This is a genomic window from Deltaproteobacteria bacterium (assembly GCA_016208165.1).
Lineage (GTDB): Bacteria > Desulfobacterota > Desulfarculia > JACQYL01 > JACQYL01 > JACQYL01.
Map to the genome: position 1 here is coordinate 22,831 of JACQYL010000086.1, position 17,724 is coordinate 40,554.

General features: G+C 56.6%; 13 protein-coding genes. 10 read left to right on the top strand and 3 right to left on the bottom strand.

Going from position 1 to position 17,724, the window contains the following annotated elements; all coding sequences use genetic code 11:
• Positions 1–17 precede the first annotated feature (17 nt).
• The 5 genes from HY788_16860 to HY788_16880 all read left to right on the top strand — a co-directional run bounded on the left by HY788_16860 (position 18) and on the right by HY788_16880 (position 5,962).
• A complete protein-coding gene (locus HY788_16860; protein ID MBI4775815.1) occupies positions 18–1,223 on the top strand; it encodes an acetyl-CoA acetyltransferase in 1,206 nt (401 codons plus the stop codon).
• A 233-nt stretch (positions 1,224–1,456) separates the two neighbouring features.
• Positions 1,457–2,599, top strand: coding sequence for an acyl-CoA dehydrogenase family protein (locus HY788_16865; protein ID MBI4775816.1), 1,143 nt, complete (start codon positions 1,457–1,459; stop codon positions 2,597–2,599).
• 520 nt (positions 2,600–3,119) lie between these two features.
• Positions 3,120–3,539 (top strand): hypothetical protein, encoded by a 420-nt coding sequence (locus HY788_16870; GenBank protein MBI4775817.1) that lies wholly within the window; start codon positions 3,120–3,122, stop codon positions 3,537–3,539.
• Positions 3,540–3,719: 180 nt separating this feature from the next.
• Positions 3,720–4,928 carry a hypothetical protein gene (locus tag HY788_16875; GenBank protein MBI4775818.1) on the top strand — a complete coding sequence of 403 codons (1,209 nt, stop codon included), beginning with the start codon at positions 3,720–3,722 and terminating at the stop codon, positions 4,926–4,928.
• 398 nt (positions 4,929–5,326) lie between these two features.
• Positions 5,327–5,962 carry a hypothetical protein gene (locus HY788_16880; protein MBI4775819.1) on the top strand — a complete coding sequence of 212 codons (636 nt, stop codon included), beginning with the start codon at positions 5,327–5,329 and terminating at the stop codon, positions 5,960–5,962.
• A gap of 12 nt (positions 5,963–5,974) precedes the next feature.
• On the opposite strand, the gene HY788_16885 is transcribed toward HY788_16880, so the two are convergent.
• Positions 5,975–6,832, bottom strand: coding sequence for an SDR family NAD(P)-dependent oxidoreductase (locus HY788_16885; GenBank protein MBI4775820.1), 858 nt, complete (start codon positions 6,830–6,832; stop codon positions 5,975–5,977).
• Between the two features lie 78 nt (positions 6,833–6,910).
• The gene (locus HY788_16890; protein ID MBI4775821.1) at positions 6,911–7,204 is read right to left on the bottom strand and encodes a hypothetical protein; all 294 of its coding nucleotides are present in this window, start codon (positions 7,202–7,204) and stop codon (positions 6,911–6,913) included.
• 318 nt (positions 7,205–7,522) lie between these two features.
• On the opposite strand from HY788_16890, the gene HY788_16895 reads away from it, so the two are divergent.
• On the top strand, positions 7,523–9,250 hold the full coding sequence (locus tag HY788_16895; GenBank protein ID MBI4775822.1) for a PKD domain-containing protein: 1,728 nt from the start codon (positions 7,523–7,525) through the stop codon (positions 9,248–9,250).
• A gap of 11 nt (positions 9,251–9,261) precedes the next feature.
• On the top strand, positions 9,262–10,029 hold the full coding sequence (locus HY788_16900; GenBank protein MBI4775823.1) for a YkgJ family cysteine cluster protein: 768 nt from the start codon (positions 9,262–9,264) through the stop codon (positions 10,027–10,029).
• Positions 10,030–10,621: 592 nt separating this feature from the next.
• On the opposite strand, the gene HY788_16905 is transcribed toward HY788_16900, so the two are convergent.
• Positions 10,622–11,422, bottom strand: coding sequence for an ABC transporter substrate-binding protein (locus HY788_16905; GenBank protein MBI4775824.1), 801 nt, complete (start codon positions 11,420–11,422; stop codon positions 10,622–10,624).
• 471 nt (positions 11,423–11,893) lie between these two features.
• Between HY788_16905 and HY788_16910 the strand changes: the two genes are divergently transcribed.
• The 3 genes from HY788_16910 (at position 11,894) to HY788_16920 (ending at position 17,454) form a co-directional block, all read left to right on the top strand.
• Positions 11,894–12,757, top strand: a complete 864-nt coding sequence (locus HY788_16910; protein ID MBI4775825.1) for a hypothetical protein — start codon at positions 11,894–11,896, stop codon at positions 12,755–12,757.
• Positions 12,758–13,198: 441 nt separating this feature from the next.
• On the top strand, positions 13,199–14,299 hold the full coding sequence (locus HY788_16915) for a CapA family protein (protein MBI4775826.1): 1,101 nt from the start codon (positions 13,199–13,201) through the stop codon (positions 14,297–14,299).
• Between the two features lie 689 nt (positions 14,300–14,988).
• Positions 14,989–17,454 carry a penicillin acylase family protein gene (locus HY788_16920; GenBank protein MBI4775827.1) on the top strand — a complete coding sequence of 822 codons (2,466 nt, stop codon included), beginning with the start codon at positions 14,989–14,991 and terminating at the stop codon, positions 17,452–17,454.
• Positions 17,455–17,724 lie beyond the last annotated feature (270 nt).

A 17,724-nucleotide genomic window follows, 5' to 3' on the forward strand; every position in this document is an offset into this window, starting at 1 on the left:
GTTGAGGAGGAGAAAACATGGCTACGGGCATTAGAGATAAAGTTGCGATCATCGGTATGGGCTGCACCCGTTTTGGCGAGCGCTGGGACGTTGGCGGTGAAGAACTCATGGTCGAGGCCTATACCGAATGTATCGAGGACGCGGGCGTCGATCCGGGAGACATCCAGGCCGCCTGGCTGGCGACGTGCATAGAGGAAATCAACATAGGAAAAAGCGCGCTTCCCATGGCGCGCGCGTTACGTTTACCTTATATTCCGGTCACCCGGGTGGAAAACTATTGCGCCAGCGGGACGGAATCGTTTCGGGGAGCGGTCTATGCAGTGGCCTCCGGAGCCTATGATATCTGCCTGGCCATGGGTGTGGAAAAGCTCAAGGACACGGGTTATGGAGGACTTCCCAACCCGGGATCGGGTTTCGGCTCTCTGAGCTGGCTGTGGTGGCCGAATGTCACCGCGCCCGGCGCTTTCGCCCAGCTGGCCACGGCCTACGGAGCCAAGTATGCGATTTCCGAATCGGATCTCAAACGGGCCATGGGCCAGGTGTCCGTAAAAAGCCATGAAAACGGAGCGAGGAACCCCAAGGCCCATCTCCGGAAGAAAGTGACCATCGACCAGGTCATGGCCGCCCCCATTATCGCCCATCCCCTCGGGCTCTTCGACTGTTGCGGAGTGAGCGACGGCGCCGCGTGCGCCTTGGTGACCACTCCGGAAAAGGCTAGAGACATGGGCATCCAAAACCCGGTCACCGTAAAAGCGCTCGAGTTGGCCCTCAGCAATGGAGAGGAGATGGGGTACAACGATTGGGACGGCTCCTACTTCCCCACCACGGATCGCTGCAGCGGCAAGGCCTATGAAGAAGCGGGCATCCAACATCCGCGAGAAGAGATCAGTATGATGGAGCTCCATGACTGCTTCTCCATCACCGAACTGGTGACCTACGAGGATTTGCACATTTCCGAGCGGGGCCGCGGCTGGAGGGACGTCCTGGATGGATTCTACAACCGAGACGGCCGGATTCCCAGCCAAGTGGACGGAGGACTGAAATGCTTCGGACATCCCATAGGAGCCTCGGGGCTGCGCATGATCTATGAGATGTATTTGCAGTTATTGGGCCGGGCGGGTGACAGGCAGGTAGAGAATCCACGCTTTGGATTGACACACAATCTGGGCGGTTTTCCGTTCATGAGTGTCTGCAGTATCGCCGTCCTCGGCCTGCATGCATGATCATCCAGGGCTGTTCGACTTCGCGCGCCGGTGCGGTCTGGAGTTGAACTGAATCGATAAAAATCGACATTATCTAAAGTGTAATATATCCAAAATATAGAATAAGGTTTAAGAATTCGATCAGCCGAATACGATACGCACGACCGGCTTCCATCTCACAAGCGGGGGGGATAGTCCGCCGCCCGCCTTGGTTTGATCGACGTTGCCGGATCGGAGAAATAAGGGGGAAATGGATGGAGATTCTGAACCACACGGAAGAACACAGGATATTCAGGAGCACCTTTAGAAAATTCGTGGAGCGCGAAATCACTCCACACGCGGACGAGTGGGAAACGGCCGGCATCGTACCGAAGTCCGTCTGGAAATTGATGGGAGAGCAAGGTTTTCTGTGCATGGACATTCCGGAGGAGTATGGAGGCCTTGGGGCCGATTTCCTGTATTCCGTCATTGTCTGCGAAGAACTGGTCAAGACCAATTTTACCGGTCTCGCCGCCAACCTTCATTCCGATATCGTGGTGCCCTACATCAGCGCCTACGCCTCGGAAGAAGTAAAGCACAAGTACCTTCCTCTTTGTATTTCCGGCGATATGATCACTGCGGTAGCCATGACCGAGCCCAACACGGGCAGCGATCTGGCCGCCATACGCACAACGGCGGTGGAAGACGGGGATGATTTGATTATCAACGGTCAGAAGACCTTTATCAGCAATGGCATCAACTGTGACCTAGTCGTTCTGGCGGTCAAGGACCCCGCCGTTGAAACCCCTTATCAGGCCATCGATCTGGTGCTGGTCGAGGCGGGAACGCCCGGGTTTGAGAAAGGCAAGAAAATCGACAAGATCGGCTGGCGATCCCAGGACACGGCCGAGTTGTTTTTCACCGACTGCCGGATTCCCAAAGCCAACCGCCTGGGACGGAAGGGCGGCGGATTCACGATGCTCATGGAAAAACTCCAGCCGGAGCGGCTGATCTGCGCCTTGATGGCCGTGAACGCTGCCGAGAGCGTCCTTGAAATGGGTATGCGCTACACCAAAGAGAGGACGGCTTTCGGAAAGCCGATCTCCAAATTTCAGAATACCCAGTTCAAGCTGGTTGAAATGGCCACAGAGACCAAATTAGGCCGGGTATTTATAGATAAACTCATTGCGGATCACATGGAAGGAAAGAGCCTGATCGTTGAGGTTTCCATGGCCAAATACTGGACAACGGAGATGGCCATGCGCGTGGCGGACGGATGTCTCCAGTTGTTCGGGGGATACGGTTATTGCGAAGAATACCCCATTGCTCGGGCCTGGCGGGATATGCGCGTCATGTCCATCTTTGCCGGAACAAACGAAATCATGAAAGGGATTGCCGCCAAGTTTATGGGATTGTGAGCGGTTTGCCGGGGGGGCAAGGGACAGCGAGGCGGCTGGGTCGTCACTGGAAGAGCCTGATCTCCTCTGTCCTGGGCCGCGGCTGACCCCACCGGGAATCGGGAGCCGGCTCGCTTCGAACCCGCGAATCACCATCCGATTGGACCGAAGAGGAAGAAACCTCGCGGGCATGGATATCCGGCGGGACTTCAGCGGAAGTCCCCCCGCCCACCCAGTCCATGGATCGCCGGATTTCTTCCTGTACCTCATTGACGTAGTATGCCGGCCCCTGTATGATGAATGCATGGTATTTGTGGAAAAATGATTCCCGCAGCACGATGAAGGAGAATCTCCGCTCCATCCGAGCAAAACCGCGCGGGGGGAGGCACGGTGTTTTCTTTTCTCAACGTGCGATCATTCCGTGCGCGCCTGCGCCAGGTGCTTATTCACTGAAACCGATACCTGTTCCCCGTCATCGAGCTGAAACAACCGGCGCCCATCCTGAACGAACCGCTACACAAACACTGGAGGGAAAACGGCAGTGGATTCGTCCGATAACAGCAGCGACCGTCGTCGCCAGAAGCGACTTGTGCCCAAAGTCCTTGCGTTCGCCGCCATGGCGCCGAGTGTCGAGAAATTGGGAAAACTCAAGAACATCAGCCAGGTCGGCCTGGCATTCGAGTATGTCTCGCACGGTCGCGAAGACCGGCGCGAGCACGAAGCCGAAATCGCACTGTTTATGAAAGACGGTGAATTCTATATAAAAGACATCTCTTGTACGGTCATCTACGATCTCGATGTCGCCAGAGAAAACACCCTGTTCGTCAACCCTTTCGAACAGAGGTGCTGCGGAGTAAAATTCAACCGAATGCCGCCGGAAAAGGCTTTCCAACTGGAGTCCTTCCTGAACAAATATGCCGTCGATCCCGAAGGATTATCGGCGGACGAGATACCGCTCTAACATTTCCCGCAGTGGAACAGACTTGCCACTTTTATTGAAGTAATCCACGATTGTTTCTCGCCCATTCCTGAAAGGGCGCCTCTGTACCTTCCTGCAACATTGTCAATGAAAGCGAAGCCTTTGCTATTTGTTTGACACCTCACCGCAAATGCTGATAACGAACCATTCCGATATATACTGATGTACTTTGAAAGGATTACGATGTATCTGGCGTCTTTTGTGCATCGGGATGAGTTGTTTGACATCGTCGAGAGGTGCCTCTGCGACCGGCTTGAGGTGGACGATTTCTTGAAATTTACTCAGATCCTCATCTGTGACGGATTTGTCCTGGGCGAAAGCTTGAAGAGCGCGGGCGAACTTCTGATCGGGATGACGCACGGCGCATCGTTCATTGAAAAGCGGATCTACACCAAGGGGGAACTGCGGGACGTCATCTGCGGTTGCAGCAACAATGCGGACGCACGAGTTGAAGAACTCACAAGATGGTACAAAAGCGACCCCGACTTCTTCTACCGCGAGACCCCCATCAACGGAACCATCTGCTTCGATGCAGAGAACCGGCTGCTGGGCATTTATCGGATTAAACGTCCAAGGAGGATTGCGGAGAAAGCGAACCGATACATCGCCAACTGGATCTTGGGAAGAGTCCTCGAACTGGCCGCAGGCATGGCCGACCAGAGAGCGAAATCTCACGGCCTTCGACTCGAACAGCTCATCACGCCGCATGATCAGATGGAAGAGGAATTCATTTCCGCGGAGAAGACCGTCGCGCACGCCTTCAGGGACGGGACCATGAAGCTGGAGAAGGCGGCCATGAGCATTCGGGACGTTGGAGGCATCAAGATTGTAGGAGGACCGGAATGTCTCGAGCGGTTGGAATCACGGCTCGCCGATGTCCCGAGCTTCAGAATCGTGGAAAAGGAGTACTTTGAAGGAGATTACCGCGCCGTCAGCCTGATCCTCGAATTCCAATGGGACCGGGAACATGTTTGCCGGCGGTACATGGAATCCGAAGGATGGGCGAGATACCTGAATCGCGGGATTCCGGACAGCGAGTTGAAAAAGGGGCTGGAGCCCTTTTTAGCAGGCGCGGCGGACACTGTTTTCATCGAGGTGATCCTCGCCGCGTTTCCGGATGTGGTTGAGTCCGAATTCGGAAAAAGCATTCATGAGGAACGCATCATTCGACAACGGCACAACAATACCTACAAAGGCTATATTCCCATCAACGTGGAGTTTCTTGTGGAGTATCTGTTTGCCGTTGGTTTCAGTCCGCAAACCCGAATCGAGCGCCTGCCCATAAAGCTCTGGGGAAGGTATCTGCCCGATACGTTAATCTACGAGATTCGCGAACTCTATCATATTCCCGAGTTTGACGTCATTTACTAAAGGCGAACCGAAGGTAGGCTGAAAGCGTATCGGATTGTGTCAGGAGCGCCTACGAACAATGGTGTGAGTTTCGTGAAGAGCGGGAGCCTACGATGTTCATCCGGATGCCGATCGGAAGTCTAAAACGTACCATCGACTCGAGCAATGGAAGCGCCGGAATGTGAGGTAAGGATATGTACCAGGGTCTAGCGGGCGATCTGTGTGAACGGCGTTACAAGACATTTTAGTTGACTAAGTGTCATTGATATGCCATAGTTACCCTGGAGTATTTCTTGAAGACCGTTTTTTTAGAAAAAGTGCACACTCAAAGCGGCAAGAAGTTCATGATCCTAGCGAGAGGATGAGATCATTCATGATCGCGGACTTCGTGGCGGGTAGTATAATAATAGGGATTTGACATGATCAAGGCAAGACTATGGATATGCGGCATGGTGCTCGGAACGCTGATGTGTATGCCTGCGTTGTCCTATGCGAACCTGCTGCTGAACCCAGGATTTGAAGCCGGTTTGACCAATTGGACATCCGCCGGGTTCGTGGGAACCGGCGATGCGATGTCCGTCCACACCGGTTCCGGCGGAGTGACCATTATCTTCTTCGGCGGCAGTATCGAACAGGACTTCTCCGTTCCCGACGCGGCGTCCCTCTACCTCAGCGCCTGGATCAGACTGTATACGAACAGTTATGTGGGCAACACCGGTGTGGCCCAGGTTACGCTGAAGCTCCCCGGCGACAATAATGTCCTGATGGGGGGGCCGGTGGACGGTCTCGGTTTCGTTTTCGAGCAGGACGACGACGGTTTTTGGCTCTCGAACTGGATACGATTGGAGGGCATTGTCGAGTTGTCCGGCGTGCCCGTTGGATCAAAGGCGTTCATCGACATCAGCTTCGTTCCCGGTGACGGGAGCGGCCTTCTCACGTCTCTTTTTGTGGACGACGTCCTGGTACAGCACACGCCCCTCCCCTGGGCTGTTTCCCTTCTGGGTTCGGGACTGCTGGGGCTTCTGGCGTTGCGAAACAAGTTGAGATTCCGGTAGAAATCGTCTGAGTCAGACACTAATATCCTTGAGTCCGAGCTTGTCCGTCCAAAAGCGGTCGAAGGCGTCGTCGTCCAAGGCAAATCGCTCTTCCAGAATGTCCTCCGTAAAAGGTCCCGCCGCATAAGCGGCCTTCGGGGCCTTCGATAACACCGCATCCACAATCGTTTTCGCTATCAATGCCGGTCCCGGAATCCTCAGGTCAATAAACATCTTCCCCACGCCGGCGCCCACGGCCTGGTAGACCTTCTTGTAGTCCTCGTCCGTCCGGCCCGCGGGATCTCCGCTCATCTCATTGGCCACCCCATGGAATTCGGTGGCTATCACCCCCGGTCGGACGACGATAACACGGATGCCGAACGGCCGCAGTTCCATCCGCAGCGCGTCGCTGACGGCTTCCAGCGCGTATTTGGTCGCAGAATAAACGCTGCTCAAAGGGAACGCGAATTTCCCGGAAATGGAGCTGAGATTGACAATGGTTCCCTCTCGCTGCTTTCGCATGCCGGGCAGGCAGGCTCGGGTCACCTGCATCAGAGAAAACAGGTTGACCTCGAAGATCCGCCGGACCGCTTCCTGGGAAACGTCTTCGAGGGCTCCCCGAACGCTGTATCCTGCCGCGTTCACGAGAACCGAGACCGGATCGCTGAACGCGGAAATCTCCCCGCTAAACCGCTGGGTGTCTTTGGGATCGGACAGATCGACTTGCATGGGGTGAATCCGTTCAAAGCGCTCTGAAAGCTCTGTCAGGCGATCCAACCGCCGTGCGGCGGCGATGACGTGGAAACCCTTGTCCGCCAGCATCAGAGCGGTCTCCCGTCCGATGCCGCTGCTAGCTCCCGTAACCAGGGCCGTTTTCATCTTCGTTTCCATTTCGCTCTCCATTGATTTCGCCCCGGATCGAGCGTGAAAGACCGATCCGAGGAAGTAGCGCCTCGACGGTTGCACGAATCAAGGCCAATACGTATATCCGCGTGGGTAGCCGTAGCTCCAGGTGATCGGGCTAACCCCGTAACTGATGTACGAACGGTGGATGACAACCGGACGGGCATAATATCCGTACGAGATGGGGTGACCGTAATAGCCGCTATATGCGATCGGGTGGGCGGGATAGCCATAAGAAAGGTATCCCGCCGGCTGCTCGTAAGGGTGGACCAAAACCTGACCGTGCAGCGGAACGACCATGCAGGCGCCGCCCGCAAGAAGCAACCAGAGGACCAGTGCGGTCAAGATGAGCTTCATCATTCAAACCTCCCGACTTTTACCGTCCTTTCGAACCATTGCGCTATCCTAAAGCACATGGACCCGGAAATCAAGAGCGGCGCCTGCACGGACGGAGGGGCCTGCCCATGCTGTAGGCGGCGGACAGAAACTGCTCGCCAATTGAAAAATAGTGTCGCATAATGGCGGGACATGTTCGGGCAGCCGTTCAGGCCTCTGGCCGGCTGGCGAATGCATTGGATGGAGCCCGTTCTCAAGCGGCGTTGCTTGGCGAGGTTTCACGCTGTCCCGGACAGCGAACGTTTTCCCATGACTCATGCATCACATCGGGAGGTAGACCACGTGTGGCGTAACGACTCCGGACTAGGTCCGTATTTCCTAATCCTCATTCTCCTACTCGCATGTACATCGGCCGCTTCCGCTTTCGGCCCCCCGCAGACGGCGGATTTCACAGCCGATCCCGTCGGGGGCCCGGGCCCTCTTACCGTCCGCTTCACCGGTTCGGCGAGCGAGGACAACTGCTTGCACGAGTGGGACTTCGGCGATGGCAAGCGCGGCACGGCGCCAAACCCCGAGCATACCTATACGCGCACGGGATCGTACACGGTCCGTCACACGGTCACGTGTCCCGGAGGCACCCAAACCGAAATCAAGCAGAAGCTTGTCCAGGTAACCGAATTTCTCAACATCGTCTTTGGCGCCGTGCTGGAGGTTTTTCCCGATATATGGCCGTCCGCTACTTCCCACGATTTTGGTCAGATACGACCGGGTTCCAAGGCCGAGTGGAGTTTCACGCTGAGCAACCTTTCCCCTCAGGCCTATCAAGTCACCGGACTTTCGGGCCTTCCGGAAAACGGCTTCCGCCTGACGCAACCGCCCTCCATGCCGTTAAACCTTGGAGCCTATGAATCCATCGAGATTTCCGTAAGTTTCGAGCCTGAAACCTCGGGCCTCAGCGCCGCCATACTCGGCATCCATACGAATGCGCCTTTTAGCCCCCGGATCGACGTGTCTCTCAATGGCAAGGTCTTGAACTACCATGTCAACGCTCTGGGAATCGCGGACGCTACGTTCAGTTCGGCCACGGCCATAAACAACTCGGGCGAAGTGATCGGACATTCCAAGAGTTCAACCGCGGGATTCGGTTCCTTCCTCTGGGAGCCGGATACGGGGCTCTACACTTTCAGCAAGGAACTTTCCGGCTACGGCTACCCGGAGGACATCAACAACCAGGGTCAGATCGTGGGAAGCGTGAGCGGGCGTGGATTCATCCGGACTCCGAACGAAAGGACAAACCTGCTTGCCGAGACCTCGGACTCGAGAACCAGTTGTCAAGGGATCAATGACCTGGGACAGGTGGTTGGGATCGTGAAATCCGCAGGGAATAGCCTCCTGTACGGCATCTTTCTCTGCGACGCTCGCACTGCTCCGCCGGTCCTCGAAGAGATTCTCCCACTGCAAAGCGAGCCCATTGACAACGTGAAAATAGGCAATTCCGGAATGGTCATCGGAACAAAACTGGTGGGAAAGTTCAGCGAGGCGTTCGTCTGGGACGCGGCCCACGGAATGCAACCCCTGGGAACCCTCGGAGGAAATTACAGTGCGGCCGCCAATCTGAACGATCTGGGAAACGTGGTCGGAAGTTCCACCCTCCAAGGCGACGAACTACTCAGACAAGGCTTTCTCTGGAATCGATCGAAGGGAATGAAACCCATCGTCAACATACGAAAAGACGTGTCCAGCTACCCAATGGCCATCAATAATCGAAATGAAATCGTGGGTTACCTGAGCCACAAAACCCAGCGGGGAGAAACGGCATTTGTGTACATCAACGGCGTCACGTACTCTCTCGGCCTGGCGATGGCGGAAGGCCTCCGCTGGTCCATCGAGAGGGCTGTAGACATCAACGATCACGGCCAGATTGTGGGACTTGGCACGTTCAAGGGCAAAAAACGCGCATTTCTGATGACGCCCGCGCCCGTGACGGATCTGCAAGAACTGCGGAAAGCTCAGGAAGAAGCACCACCCGCGGAAGGCCCCACGTTCCGACAGCATCCCGCCTTACGGTGAGCATAACCGGCATGGATTCAGATCAATCAAGAGAGGTTTCCCACCGCGAACCCGGCTTTTTTACCTGTTTCCTGGATCCGGACGTAAAGGCGTTCAACAAGCGCATGTTGGAACTGGCGTCCGAAATGGGGGAAGAGGTCGAGTATCAAGTGGATCGGTTTGTCGAATCCCGGCGGATCCCCACCACGGTTTTCGAACTGATGCAGGCGTTTCGGGAGACGTACGATCGTTTTGTGGAGACCGTCATCGCTCGCGAAGGGCTGAACGTATACTGCAAAAAGGGATGCTCGACGTGCTGCATTGAAATGCCCACAGGAGTGGAACCCCTCGAGATCATGGAGATATACGACAGGATTCGTGAATGGCCCGATTTTCCGAGCATCTTTTCCGGCGCCGTCGACGCCGTTCGAAGCTTCAATGAAATCGTCCGGCGCTTCGGACACATGGAAGCCGGGGTTTTGAGGCGCTACGCCGCTCTGCGCCGTCCGTGCGTTTTTCTCGACCGCGACGGCGGTTTTTGCAGGATTTATGACATACGGCCGTTGATCTGCAGAGCGGTTTTCAGCCTTTCGCCTTCGTTTCTCTGCGATCCGGGTCATCCCGACTATGACGGCCCGGAGCGAAAAATCGAAGTGATCGAACCGGTCGACGTGATCAACTTCAAGCTGCTGGAGATCAATGCGGAAATAAGCAAAGCTTTGGGCGTGGGCTTTCCCGAGACCCTGCTGCACGGCCTGCTGTTCTGGCGCCAATGCAGGGGCAAAGGTTCCCCGGCCTGACCATCGGCGCCGCGGCGCAGGACTCAATTGAGGCGTTTGACGCGAGGGCGCGCGATCAGAAGTCCCTTCGGCCACCAAAGATACGGGCCCAGGTTAGACCGCTTATCCAGGGTTCCGTGGCTTGTCAATTGAATGCGCCGCCTCCGGAATCATTCGCGATGCAAAGGTCCTCCTGAATCAAACGACCTAGGTCGGAGCTGGGAGTCCTACCGTGAGCTTATTCAGACTCCCATGCTTGATCAGCACCGGTTTGATGTACTGCTTCTTTTCTTTCACCTTCTTCAACGGTCCATTCATCAGTTGATCCAATCTCCAATTGATAGGTTCTCGTCGTGATCTTACCTTGAACGAATCAAATCATTTAAAAATAGCATAACATGAAATCAATTAAGTAGTGCTCTCATACGTAGCGCTCTCAAGGTGAGCCTGTCCTCGAGCTTTAAATCAAGGCCGAAACTGAGCGTCCGGGTCGGGGGAATTCCAATCTCCCAGCAACATGGCCTGCGTCCTTCGAGCGGCCGCCTATCGTTAGCGACGTCGAAAAAGTCGCGCGGGGATCGTCCTCGAACGGGGGGCCTCGGAACCCGGCGCCTCAGGAGCCGTCGGCGTATAACGTGTGGTAGAGCAACTCGACCATATCCACGATACGGGGACCGGTCCTGCAGGTCAGGTTGCAGTCGAACATGAATACCCGATTCGTGGCGACGGCTTTGAATTGCTTCCATCGAGGGTGTTCCTTCAGCCTGGGTATGAATCGGCGGTCGTAGCCGCAGAAGAATACCACATCCGGATCCCATTCGAGGAACCGAGACATGGAAACCCGGGGGTAAGCCTCCGAAATCCCGCTGGTGACAGTGCGCCCGCCCGCCCGGAGGATCACGTCGTACTGAAAGGAGTGCGGGCCCGCCACGAGCAGCTCCTCCCCCTTCCACTCCAGAACGCGCGAAACAGTGAGGCGTTCCGTCCATGGCAAGCGGCCGACCGCCGCATCCACCCGTTCGAGGCGTTGCCTCAGGCCGGCCAACAGCCGTTCGGCCTCGTCCGTCGCATGGAATAGTTTCCCGAACGTTCGTATGGCTTCGAGCGCTTCATTCACGGAAGTAGGCATCGTCAGTATTACTTCCACACCGGGAACGGTCTGCTCCAACACCGGTTTCAGCCGTTGGTGAACGGATTCAAGGCCCAGGATCAGGTCGGGCCCCAGAGCGCGGATTCGCTCCGGATCCGGATCGAACCAGGAAGTCACGTGAGGCTTCGCGGAAGCTTCCACGGGATAGTCACACGTATCGGTCACGCCGATCACCCGATCTCCGAGTCCCAGGGCGAACAACGTTTCCGTGATGGACGGCGTCAGAGACACGATACGTCGATAGGTTTGACGGCGATGTTGCATAATTTCATCTTTCGGGTTCGGGATGTGTGGCCGGCGCCCGCGGTATATTCTCAAGCGCTTCCAGTCGTATGCGGCCGATATACACGCGTTGCCCCCGCTCATACAAACACTTTTTGCTCCGCTGGATCACCCGCATCGAGTAAGAACACGAGATATCCTGGCCTCGACGCTTCAAAGAACAGGAAAAGGCTTTCGCATGGAGCCCATGCCGTTCGGTCCCCGGTCCGGAGCCGGCCGGCCGTGCCCCATGGCTGCATCGAAGAGGGGCTTGGAGCAGCCCTGAATAATCCGGTTTGCATCCTGCCGCGGACGGCTTGCTCGGCCGGTTGCCGCCCCGGAACTTGGAATTATTTTGAATATTTATACATTATATACTATAATAAGGTATTTTGTAGTGGACGCGGCGATGAAGAGGGAACGTTTTTTCAAGACCCCTGTTAAAGAACTGTTTAGCGGAAAGGAGCGAAAGCAATGAAGAAGGGGATTCTGTTTTCGGTTCTGCTGGTGATCGTTCTGGTGTGGGCTGCGCCTTCCTTTGCCCAGGACGGCGTCTGGAAAGACGACCTTATAGCGCCCACGGTGAGTTTCTATGTTCAAGCGTACGACGTGAACCCGAAGTCGGCGGTGGTGATCTATTCGCCTGAAGGGGTCAACTTCGCGGCATTCCTGACAGCCGACCTTGCCGCCGGAGTAGACGCCGATGACCTGGGAAACCAGGGACACCACCTTAAAATGACCTTCGTGGACAATGACAATGCCACGGCCACCCTGAAACTGGCGGGAGCGGCCGAAGAAGATTTTGTTCTGGTGCGGCAGTTTATAAGCAACCAGGGTCCTGCCGGACCCAAAGGCGATCCGGGCGATCCGGGCGATCCGGGGCCCCAGGGTCCGGCCGGGGAGAAAGGCGACAAGGGCGATAAAGGCGACACGGGCGCGCAAGGACCTGCCGGGCCCGCTGGACCCGCCGGACCTGCCGGCGCTGCAGGCGCCGCCGGCGCCAAAGGAGATAAAGGAGATCCGGGCCAGGGTCTGCTGGCCGGAGTCCTCGTAAAGTTGAGCGACGGCGTGGTCAGCATCCACCGGTGGTTCAACAACGTCAACGGAGTCGCTCCTATCCTGTCCGGCAGCAATGGGGATTACTCAGTCAACATGGGGTTCAATGTAGCGGATCGATACGTCTCGTGTACCGTGGAAACCAACACCGTAGTGACCCGCAATGCGAACTGCGTCGCCGGCGTGCCTTGGCATGTCCCCTCCTCCAACGTTGTATCCGTGTACATCTGGGATCCGGAAGACGGCTACACCAAAGGAGGTTTCTACCTGTTGGTGTACTGATGGAAAAGCGTTTCGGCATGACCGGATGGTGGCGGCCGGTTCCGTACCCCAGCTGAGCGGTGGGCTCGGAAGCACGCCGACCTGGGACCCTACATTGAGATGGATCCCGACGCCCCGCTCTACCCATGGAAAACAGCGACGAAGCTTTTTCCATGGGTATTTTTGTCAAATCATGCATCCACTCCAGGTAGACCGGTAACCCGCCCAGCGCTGTTATTCCCAGTCCTCTCTTCTCTTCTTCGTACTTGAATGGTAACACACCCTGTGTCATGCTACTTGCACCCCGTTGATGATAGGTTCTTTGTCCAAAACTACTCTATCTGCTTGTTATCACAAGCACAACGGGGTCTTTTCTTGACGGTTTATCTGGGCCACGTGCTAAAGTACGCGGCAAGCTTTCCACCTTCAAATGACTCCCTGTCGGCCGAAAGAGTGCGACTCATGCGGATCGATCCGAAAAACAAACGTAGCGGCTGGAAATGGAGGGTCGGGCAAGGCGTCCTCGTCGCCGTCGGATTGGTCGCGGTCTGCATCGCTGCTGTTCAGGCCTGCCGCACCCTACCCCATCGCGACGAGGCTCCCCCCCTCACCATTGCCGCCGTGGGAGATACGTACGCCCACGGCGAGTGGTTTAGCGGCCAAGATCCGCTCGAGGAAATCAGGAGCCTGCTGGACGAGGAGGATGTGTTCATCTTCAACATGGAAGGGGTGCTCCTGTCCAAAGATCCCCCGGCGGGAGCCTGCCGCACGTTTCCGAACCAATCCCGGTTATGGAGTCCATCGTCCGTCGCCGATTTCCTGCATCCCACGCGCAGGACCGTTGCCACCATGGGAAACAACCACATCCTGGATTGCGGGGCCCTCGGGATTCGGGAAACGCTCCATGAACTGGTCGGCAGAGGCATCCTGACCGTGGGAGCGGGCGAAAACGCCGACTCGGCCTGCCGGCCCCTCACCTTCCAAGCCAACGGAATCCGGCTGGCCATCCTATCCTACCTCTCCATGAATCCGGATCGATTCTCGGCCGGTTCCGATCGAGCCGGCGCGGCTTCCTGGGAGACCTGTCCGGCCGAAAGCGCCATAACCCGGATGGCGGCCGAAGCGGACCTGGTCATCGTGGCGTTGCATCTCCACATGGGGCAAGGCTGGACCGAACGGTCGCCATCCGAGCATATCGCTCTGGCGCAACGCGCCCTGGACGCCGGGGCCCATATCGTCATCGGCCACGGTCCTCACGTGCCCCAGGGAATCCTGGTCGGAAAAGGCGGTGTGGCTTTTCTCAGCCTGGGCAATTTCCTGTTTCGGCCGCCTCATACCATGCCCCCTCAGGCCCATGACGCTCTGATGGCGAAAGTCACGATCCTGCCGGATCGTCTCGAAGTCCGCCTGTTGCCCTTAATGCTCGATGTAAAGGGAAAACCGGCGATTCCAACGGAGCGGGAAGCCTCGTGGATGCTCGCGCGTCTCGCCGAGCTGTCGGCCCCGCTCGGTGCAAGGATCGAAATCGACGACGGGGTGGGCCATATTACGGTTCGTCGCTGAATACGACCCCCGGCCCCCATGCAGGAAACCGGGCCTCGGGAAGGATGGCGGAACCGCCCCAGCGAAACCGGAAGATACCGGATGATAACCTTTCTCCTTCAACCTGGATGCTTTCGTAAGAACCCCGGGTCGTCATGCCGGACTGGATCCGGCATCCAAAAGTATCTCACATGAATGGATTCAGGCTTTCGAGACTGTGCTATAATCTCAGAAGCGTCCTTTCGGACGAGCGCGGTGAGACCCGTCATCCGGAAAAACCCAATAAATCCAATCCATCCCGGATCCCGGCTCGCGCCCCGTTTCGCGGGGCTTGGCCGGGATGACGAATCGTGACCCAGCCTCTTTCGCCGGAATGACGGGGAACGGCCGCTTTCGACTTTTTACGGGTTTATCAACCCGGAGATACGAAACCGCGGTGTTCTCCCAAAAGTCAAGGTTATGCGGTTGATGCTCCATGGACCATACCGAACGAGTTCGCTTCGCACGTAACTGGGACCCCGACGGATTGAAACTACATGATTGTTGTATGTTTCTTTAGGATATCTCAGGCTTGCCGCCTAACACCATTGACCGAAATCGTAGGATGTTCGTTTTTTCTTCAAAGGACCGTTCAATGCTATTGCAATTTGGCCCCATATTTTCTATCACTCTAGCTATTGAAATTTAACAACGACGGTAGGAGGGGAAAAATGCTCAAAAGATGCAGAATCATCATCGGTCTTTTTGTCGCCGCAACGGTGCTTCTAACCGTTGCAGCCGTCCCGGCCTTGGCTCAAGCGCCCAAAGCCGAGATCGTCCGGGACGAGTACGGTGTGGCTCATGTCTACTCGGACAGTCTCGAAGGCCTTTTTTTCGGCTTCGGTTATGCCACCGCGCAAGACCGGCTTTTCCAGATCGAACTATTTCGCCGGACGTTCTGGGGTCGTCTGTCCGAGGTCCTAGGTGAGAACCTTCTCGCCTTTGACCAGGGCAATCGAAGGGACAATCTGACCCTGGCGCAGGTCAAGGGACAGGTCGAACAGCTTCGCCCGGAACTGCGGACGGTCCTGCGTTCCTACGCCGCGGGAATCAACGCCTTCATTGCCGAGACCGTTTCAGATCCGGCCAACAAACTCCCGAAGGAATTCAAAGAGCTCAATTTCACGCCCACTCCCTGGTCTTCGGAGGACGTGGCCGCCGACTTCCTGTCGGTCATGGGTTTCTTCATGGATGTGTCCGCCGAACTGGCAAACGCCTCCGTGCTCGAGTTTCTTGTTGGAAAGCATGGGCCCGAAAAGGGCCGGGCCATCTTTGACGATTGGTGCTGGGAATATGATCCCCAGAGCCCCACGACCATTGACCGAAGGTTCACCCTGCCCCGGGGAAGGATGTTGGCGGACCGTTCCGGATTGGAAAGTCCCATCATGACAGCCGCCCTCGAGGTCGCCTTTCAGGCCGAAAGCGGGCTGGCCCGGGAACGGGCCGAAGGCCGGTTTTTCGCTGAATGGACCGGATACGGGCATCCGGCCAGCTACGCCGTGGCGGTTGCTCCGTCGCGTTCGTCCACCGGACGCTCCCAACTCATGGGCGGCCCGCAGTTTGGTTTCCAACTCCCTTCCGCCCTGTACGAAGTGGGGCTTCACGGGGCCGGAATCGACGTTGTGGGCTCAACCCTGACGGGTTATCCTTTTATCATGTTCGGCCACAACCGCCGTGCGGCCTTCTCGTCCACCGCGGGAATCGATAACATCGAGGATATCTACGCCGAAAAGCTCAATCCGGACAACCCCGGGCAATATTGGTATCAGGGGGCATGGCGCGACATGGACGTGAGAACACATACCTTTTACGTAAAGGGAAAACCTCAGCCGGTCACGAAGGAGGAACTCTATACGGTCCACGGACCCGTGTTTTTTGTGGATGCCGCCCACCATGTCGCCTTCAGCAAACGTCTCAGCTGTAAGGAGACATTCCTGCAAGGGTTGGCTTCATTTTTCGACCTGATGAATGCAGAGACCGTTCAGGAGTTCAATAAAGCGGCCCAACAAAGCGACATGTCCATCAATTACTTCTTCGCTACCACGGATGGGGATATCGCCTATTACCACCTGGGTCTTCATCCGATCCGGCCCGAGGGCTACGATATTCGACTGCCCGCCCCCGGCACCGGGGAATACGAATGGCAGGGGTTCCTGCCCAAAACCGAAAACCCCCATGCCTCGAATCCAGCGAACGGCTTCGTGATCAATTGGAACAACCAACCCGCCCCCGGATGGAGCCATGGGGACCTGGCCACCTCGGATGTGTGGGGGGGGTGGGGCCGCGACGATCGCGTCACCACTCTTCAGCGCCTGGCCGAAGCCAAAAAGGAAGTCGGCCGCGAGGACCTGAAGGCCATGATCAAGACCATCGCCTTTTACGACAAGAAGGCTCTGAACATCAAAGACCGGATGGTCAAGATCTTGAGAGACGGCAACCCGACAAAGCCTGAAACGATCGAGGCCCTCGAACTCCTGTCCCAATGGAACAATCTCCTGACGGACGGGGACGGCGACGGGTTCTGCGACCACCCCGGGGCAGCCGTTTTCAACAGCTGGTGGACCAGGGTCATCCCCGCCGTCTTCGAGGATGAATTCGCAGGCTATAAGAACGTCTTCGGACAAAGCGCGGTTCAGATTCTCTCCGACCGCTACCACGGTTATACCCTCTTTCTCAAGGCGCTCGAGGGGAACACCAAGACCGATTTCTTTAACGGCAAGAAGACGGAGATCCTCGAGAACAGTCTGCTGGAAGCCCTTGCCGACCTGGCCTCGGAGCAAAAGGGGCGAAAGATGGACGGTTATCGCCTGAAAACGGCCATGGACGCGTTCCACCCGGTTACCGTGCTGGGATACTTCCTCCGTCAGCCCATTACCAGTTCGACCGGCGAGTTGCCGCCCTTTCCAAAAGTGGACCGGGGAACGGAGAACCATATCGTCCACCTGGAACCCGGATCCATCCAGGGAACAAACGTCACGGCCCCAGGAACCAGCGGATTCATCGGCGTCTCCGGCGAAAAGAGCAAGCATCTGGACGATCAGGTCAAGATGTTCGTCGAGTTCACCTACAAACCCATGCTTTTCTATCACAATGCGGTGAACAAAGGGAAAGAGACAACCACGGAAGTGAAACAATAGGTTCTGAATAATGGAATCGGCGGCGAAGAGGGCCACGCCTTCTTCGCTCCTCTTACTACCCTTCCCTTCACACCATGGGGGTCACCTTTTTGCACCTGTTCGCAGGGTCAGAAGAAGCCGTTGTTCGTGGGGGGAACCATGTTGGTCGTCAGAAACAGAAAGGCGTTTCCAGTCCGTCTCGCTCGTCGTCACATTAGGGATCGACCACGATGGATGGGTGGCCCGGACAACTCGTTTGTCCGGGTCCGAAGGACGGGAGGTAACCGTACG

Coding starts and splice junctions, on each gene's coding strand:
- HY788_16860 (MBI4775815.1), top strand. CDS start 18: ATGGCTACGGGCATTAGAGATAAAGTTGCGATCATCGGTATGGGCTGC.
- HY788_16865 (MBI4775816.1), top strand. CDS start 1,457: ATGGAGATTCTGAACCACACGGAAGAACACAGGATATTCAGGAGCACC.
- HY788_16875 (MBI4775818.1), top strand. CDS start 3,720: ATGTACTTTGAAAGGATTACGATGTATCTGGCGTCTTTTGTGCATCGG.
- HY788_16880 (MBI4775819.1), top strand. CDS start 5,327: ATGATCAAGGCAAGACTATGGATATGCGGCATGGTGCTCGGAACGCTG.
- HY788_16885 (MBI4775820.1), bottom strand. CDS start 6,832: ATGGAAACGAAGATGAAAACGGCCCTGGTTACGGGAGCTAGCAGCGGC.
- HY788_16890 (MBI4775821.1), bottom strand. CDS start 7,204: ATGATGAAGCTCATCTTGACCGCACTGGTCCTCTGGTTGCTTCTTGCG.
- HY788_16900 (MBI4775823.1), top strand. CDS start 9,262: ATGGATTCAGATCAATCAAGAGAGGTTTCCCACCGCGAACCCGGCTTT.
- HY788_16905 (MBI4775824.1), bottom strand. CDS start 11,422: ATGCAACATCGCCGTCAAACCTATCGACGTATCGTGTCTCTGACGCCG.
- HY788_16910 (MBI4775825.1), top strand. CDS start 11,894: ATGAAGAAGGGGATTCTGTTTTCGGTTCTGCTGGTGATCGTTCTGGTG.
- HY788_16915 (MBI4775826.1), top strand. CDS start 13,199: ATGCGGATCGATCCGAAAAACAAACGTAGCGGCTGGAAATGGAGGGTC.
- HY788_16920 (MBI4775827.1), top strand. CDS start 14,989: ATGCTCAAAAGATGCAGAATCATCATCGGTCTTTTTGTCGCCGCAACG.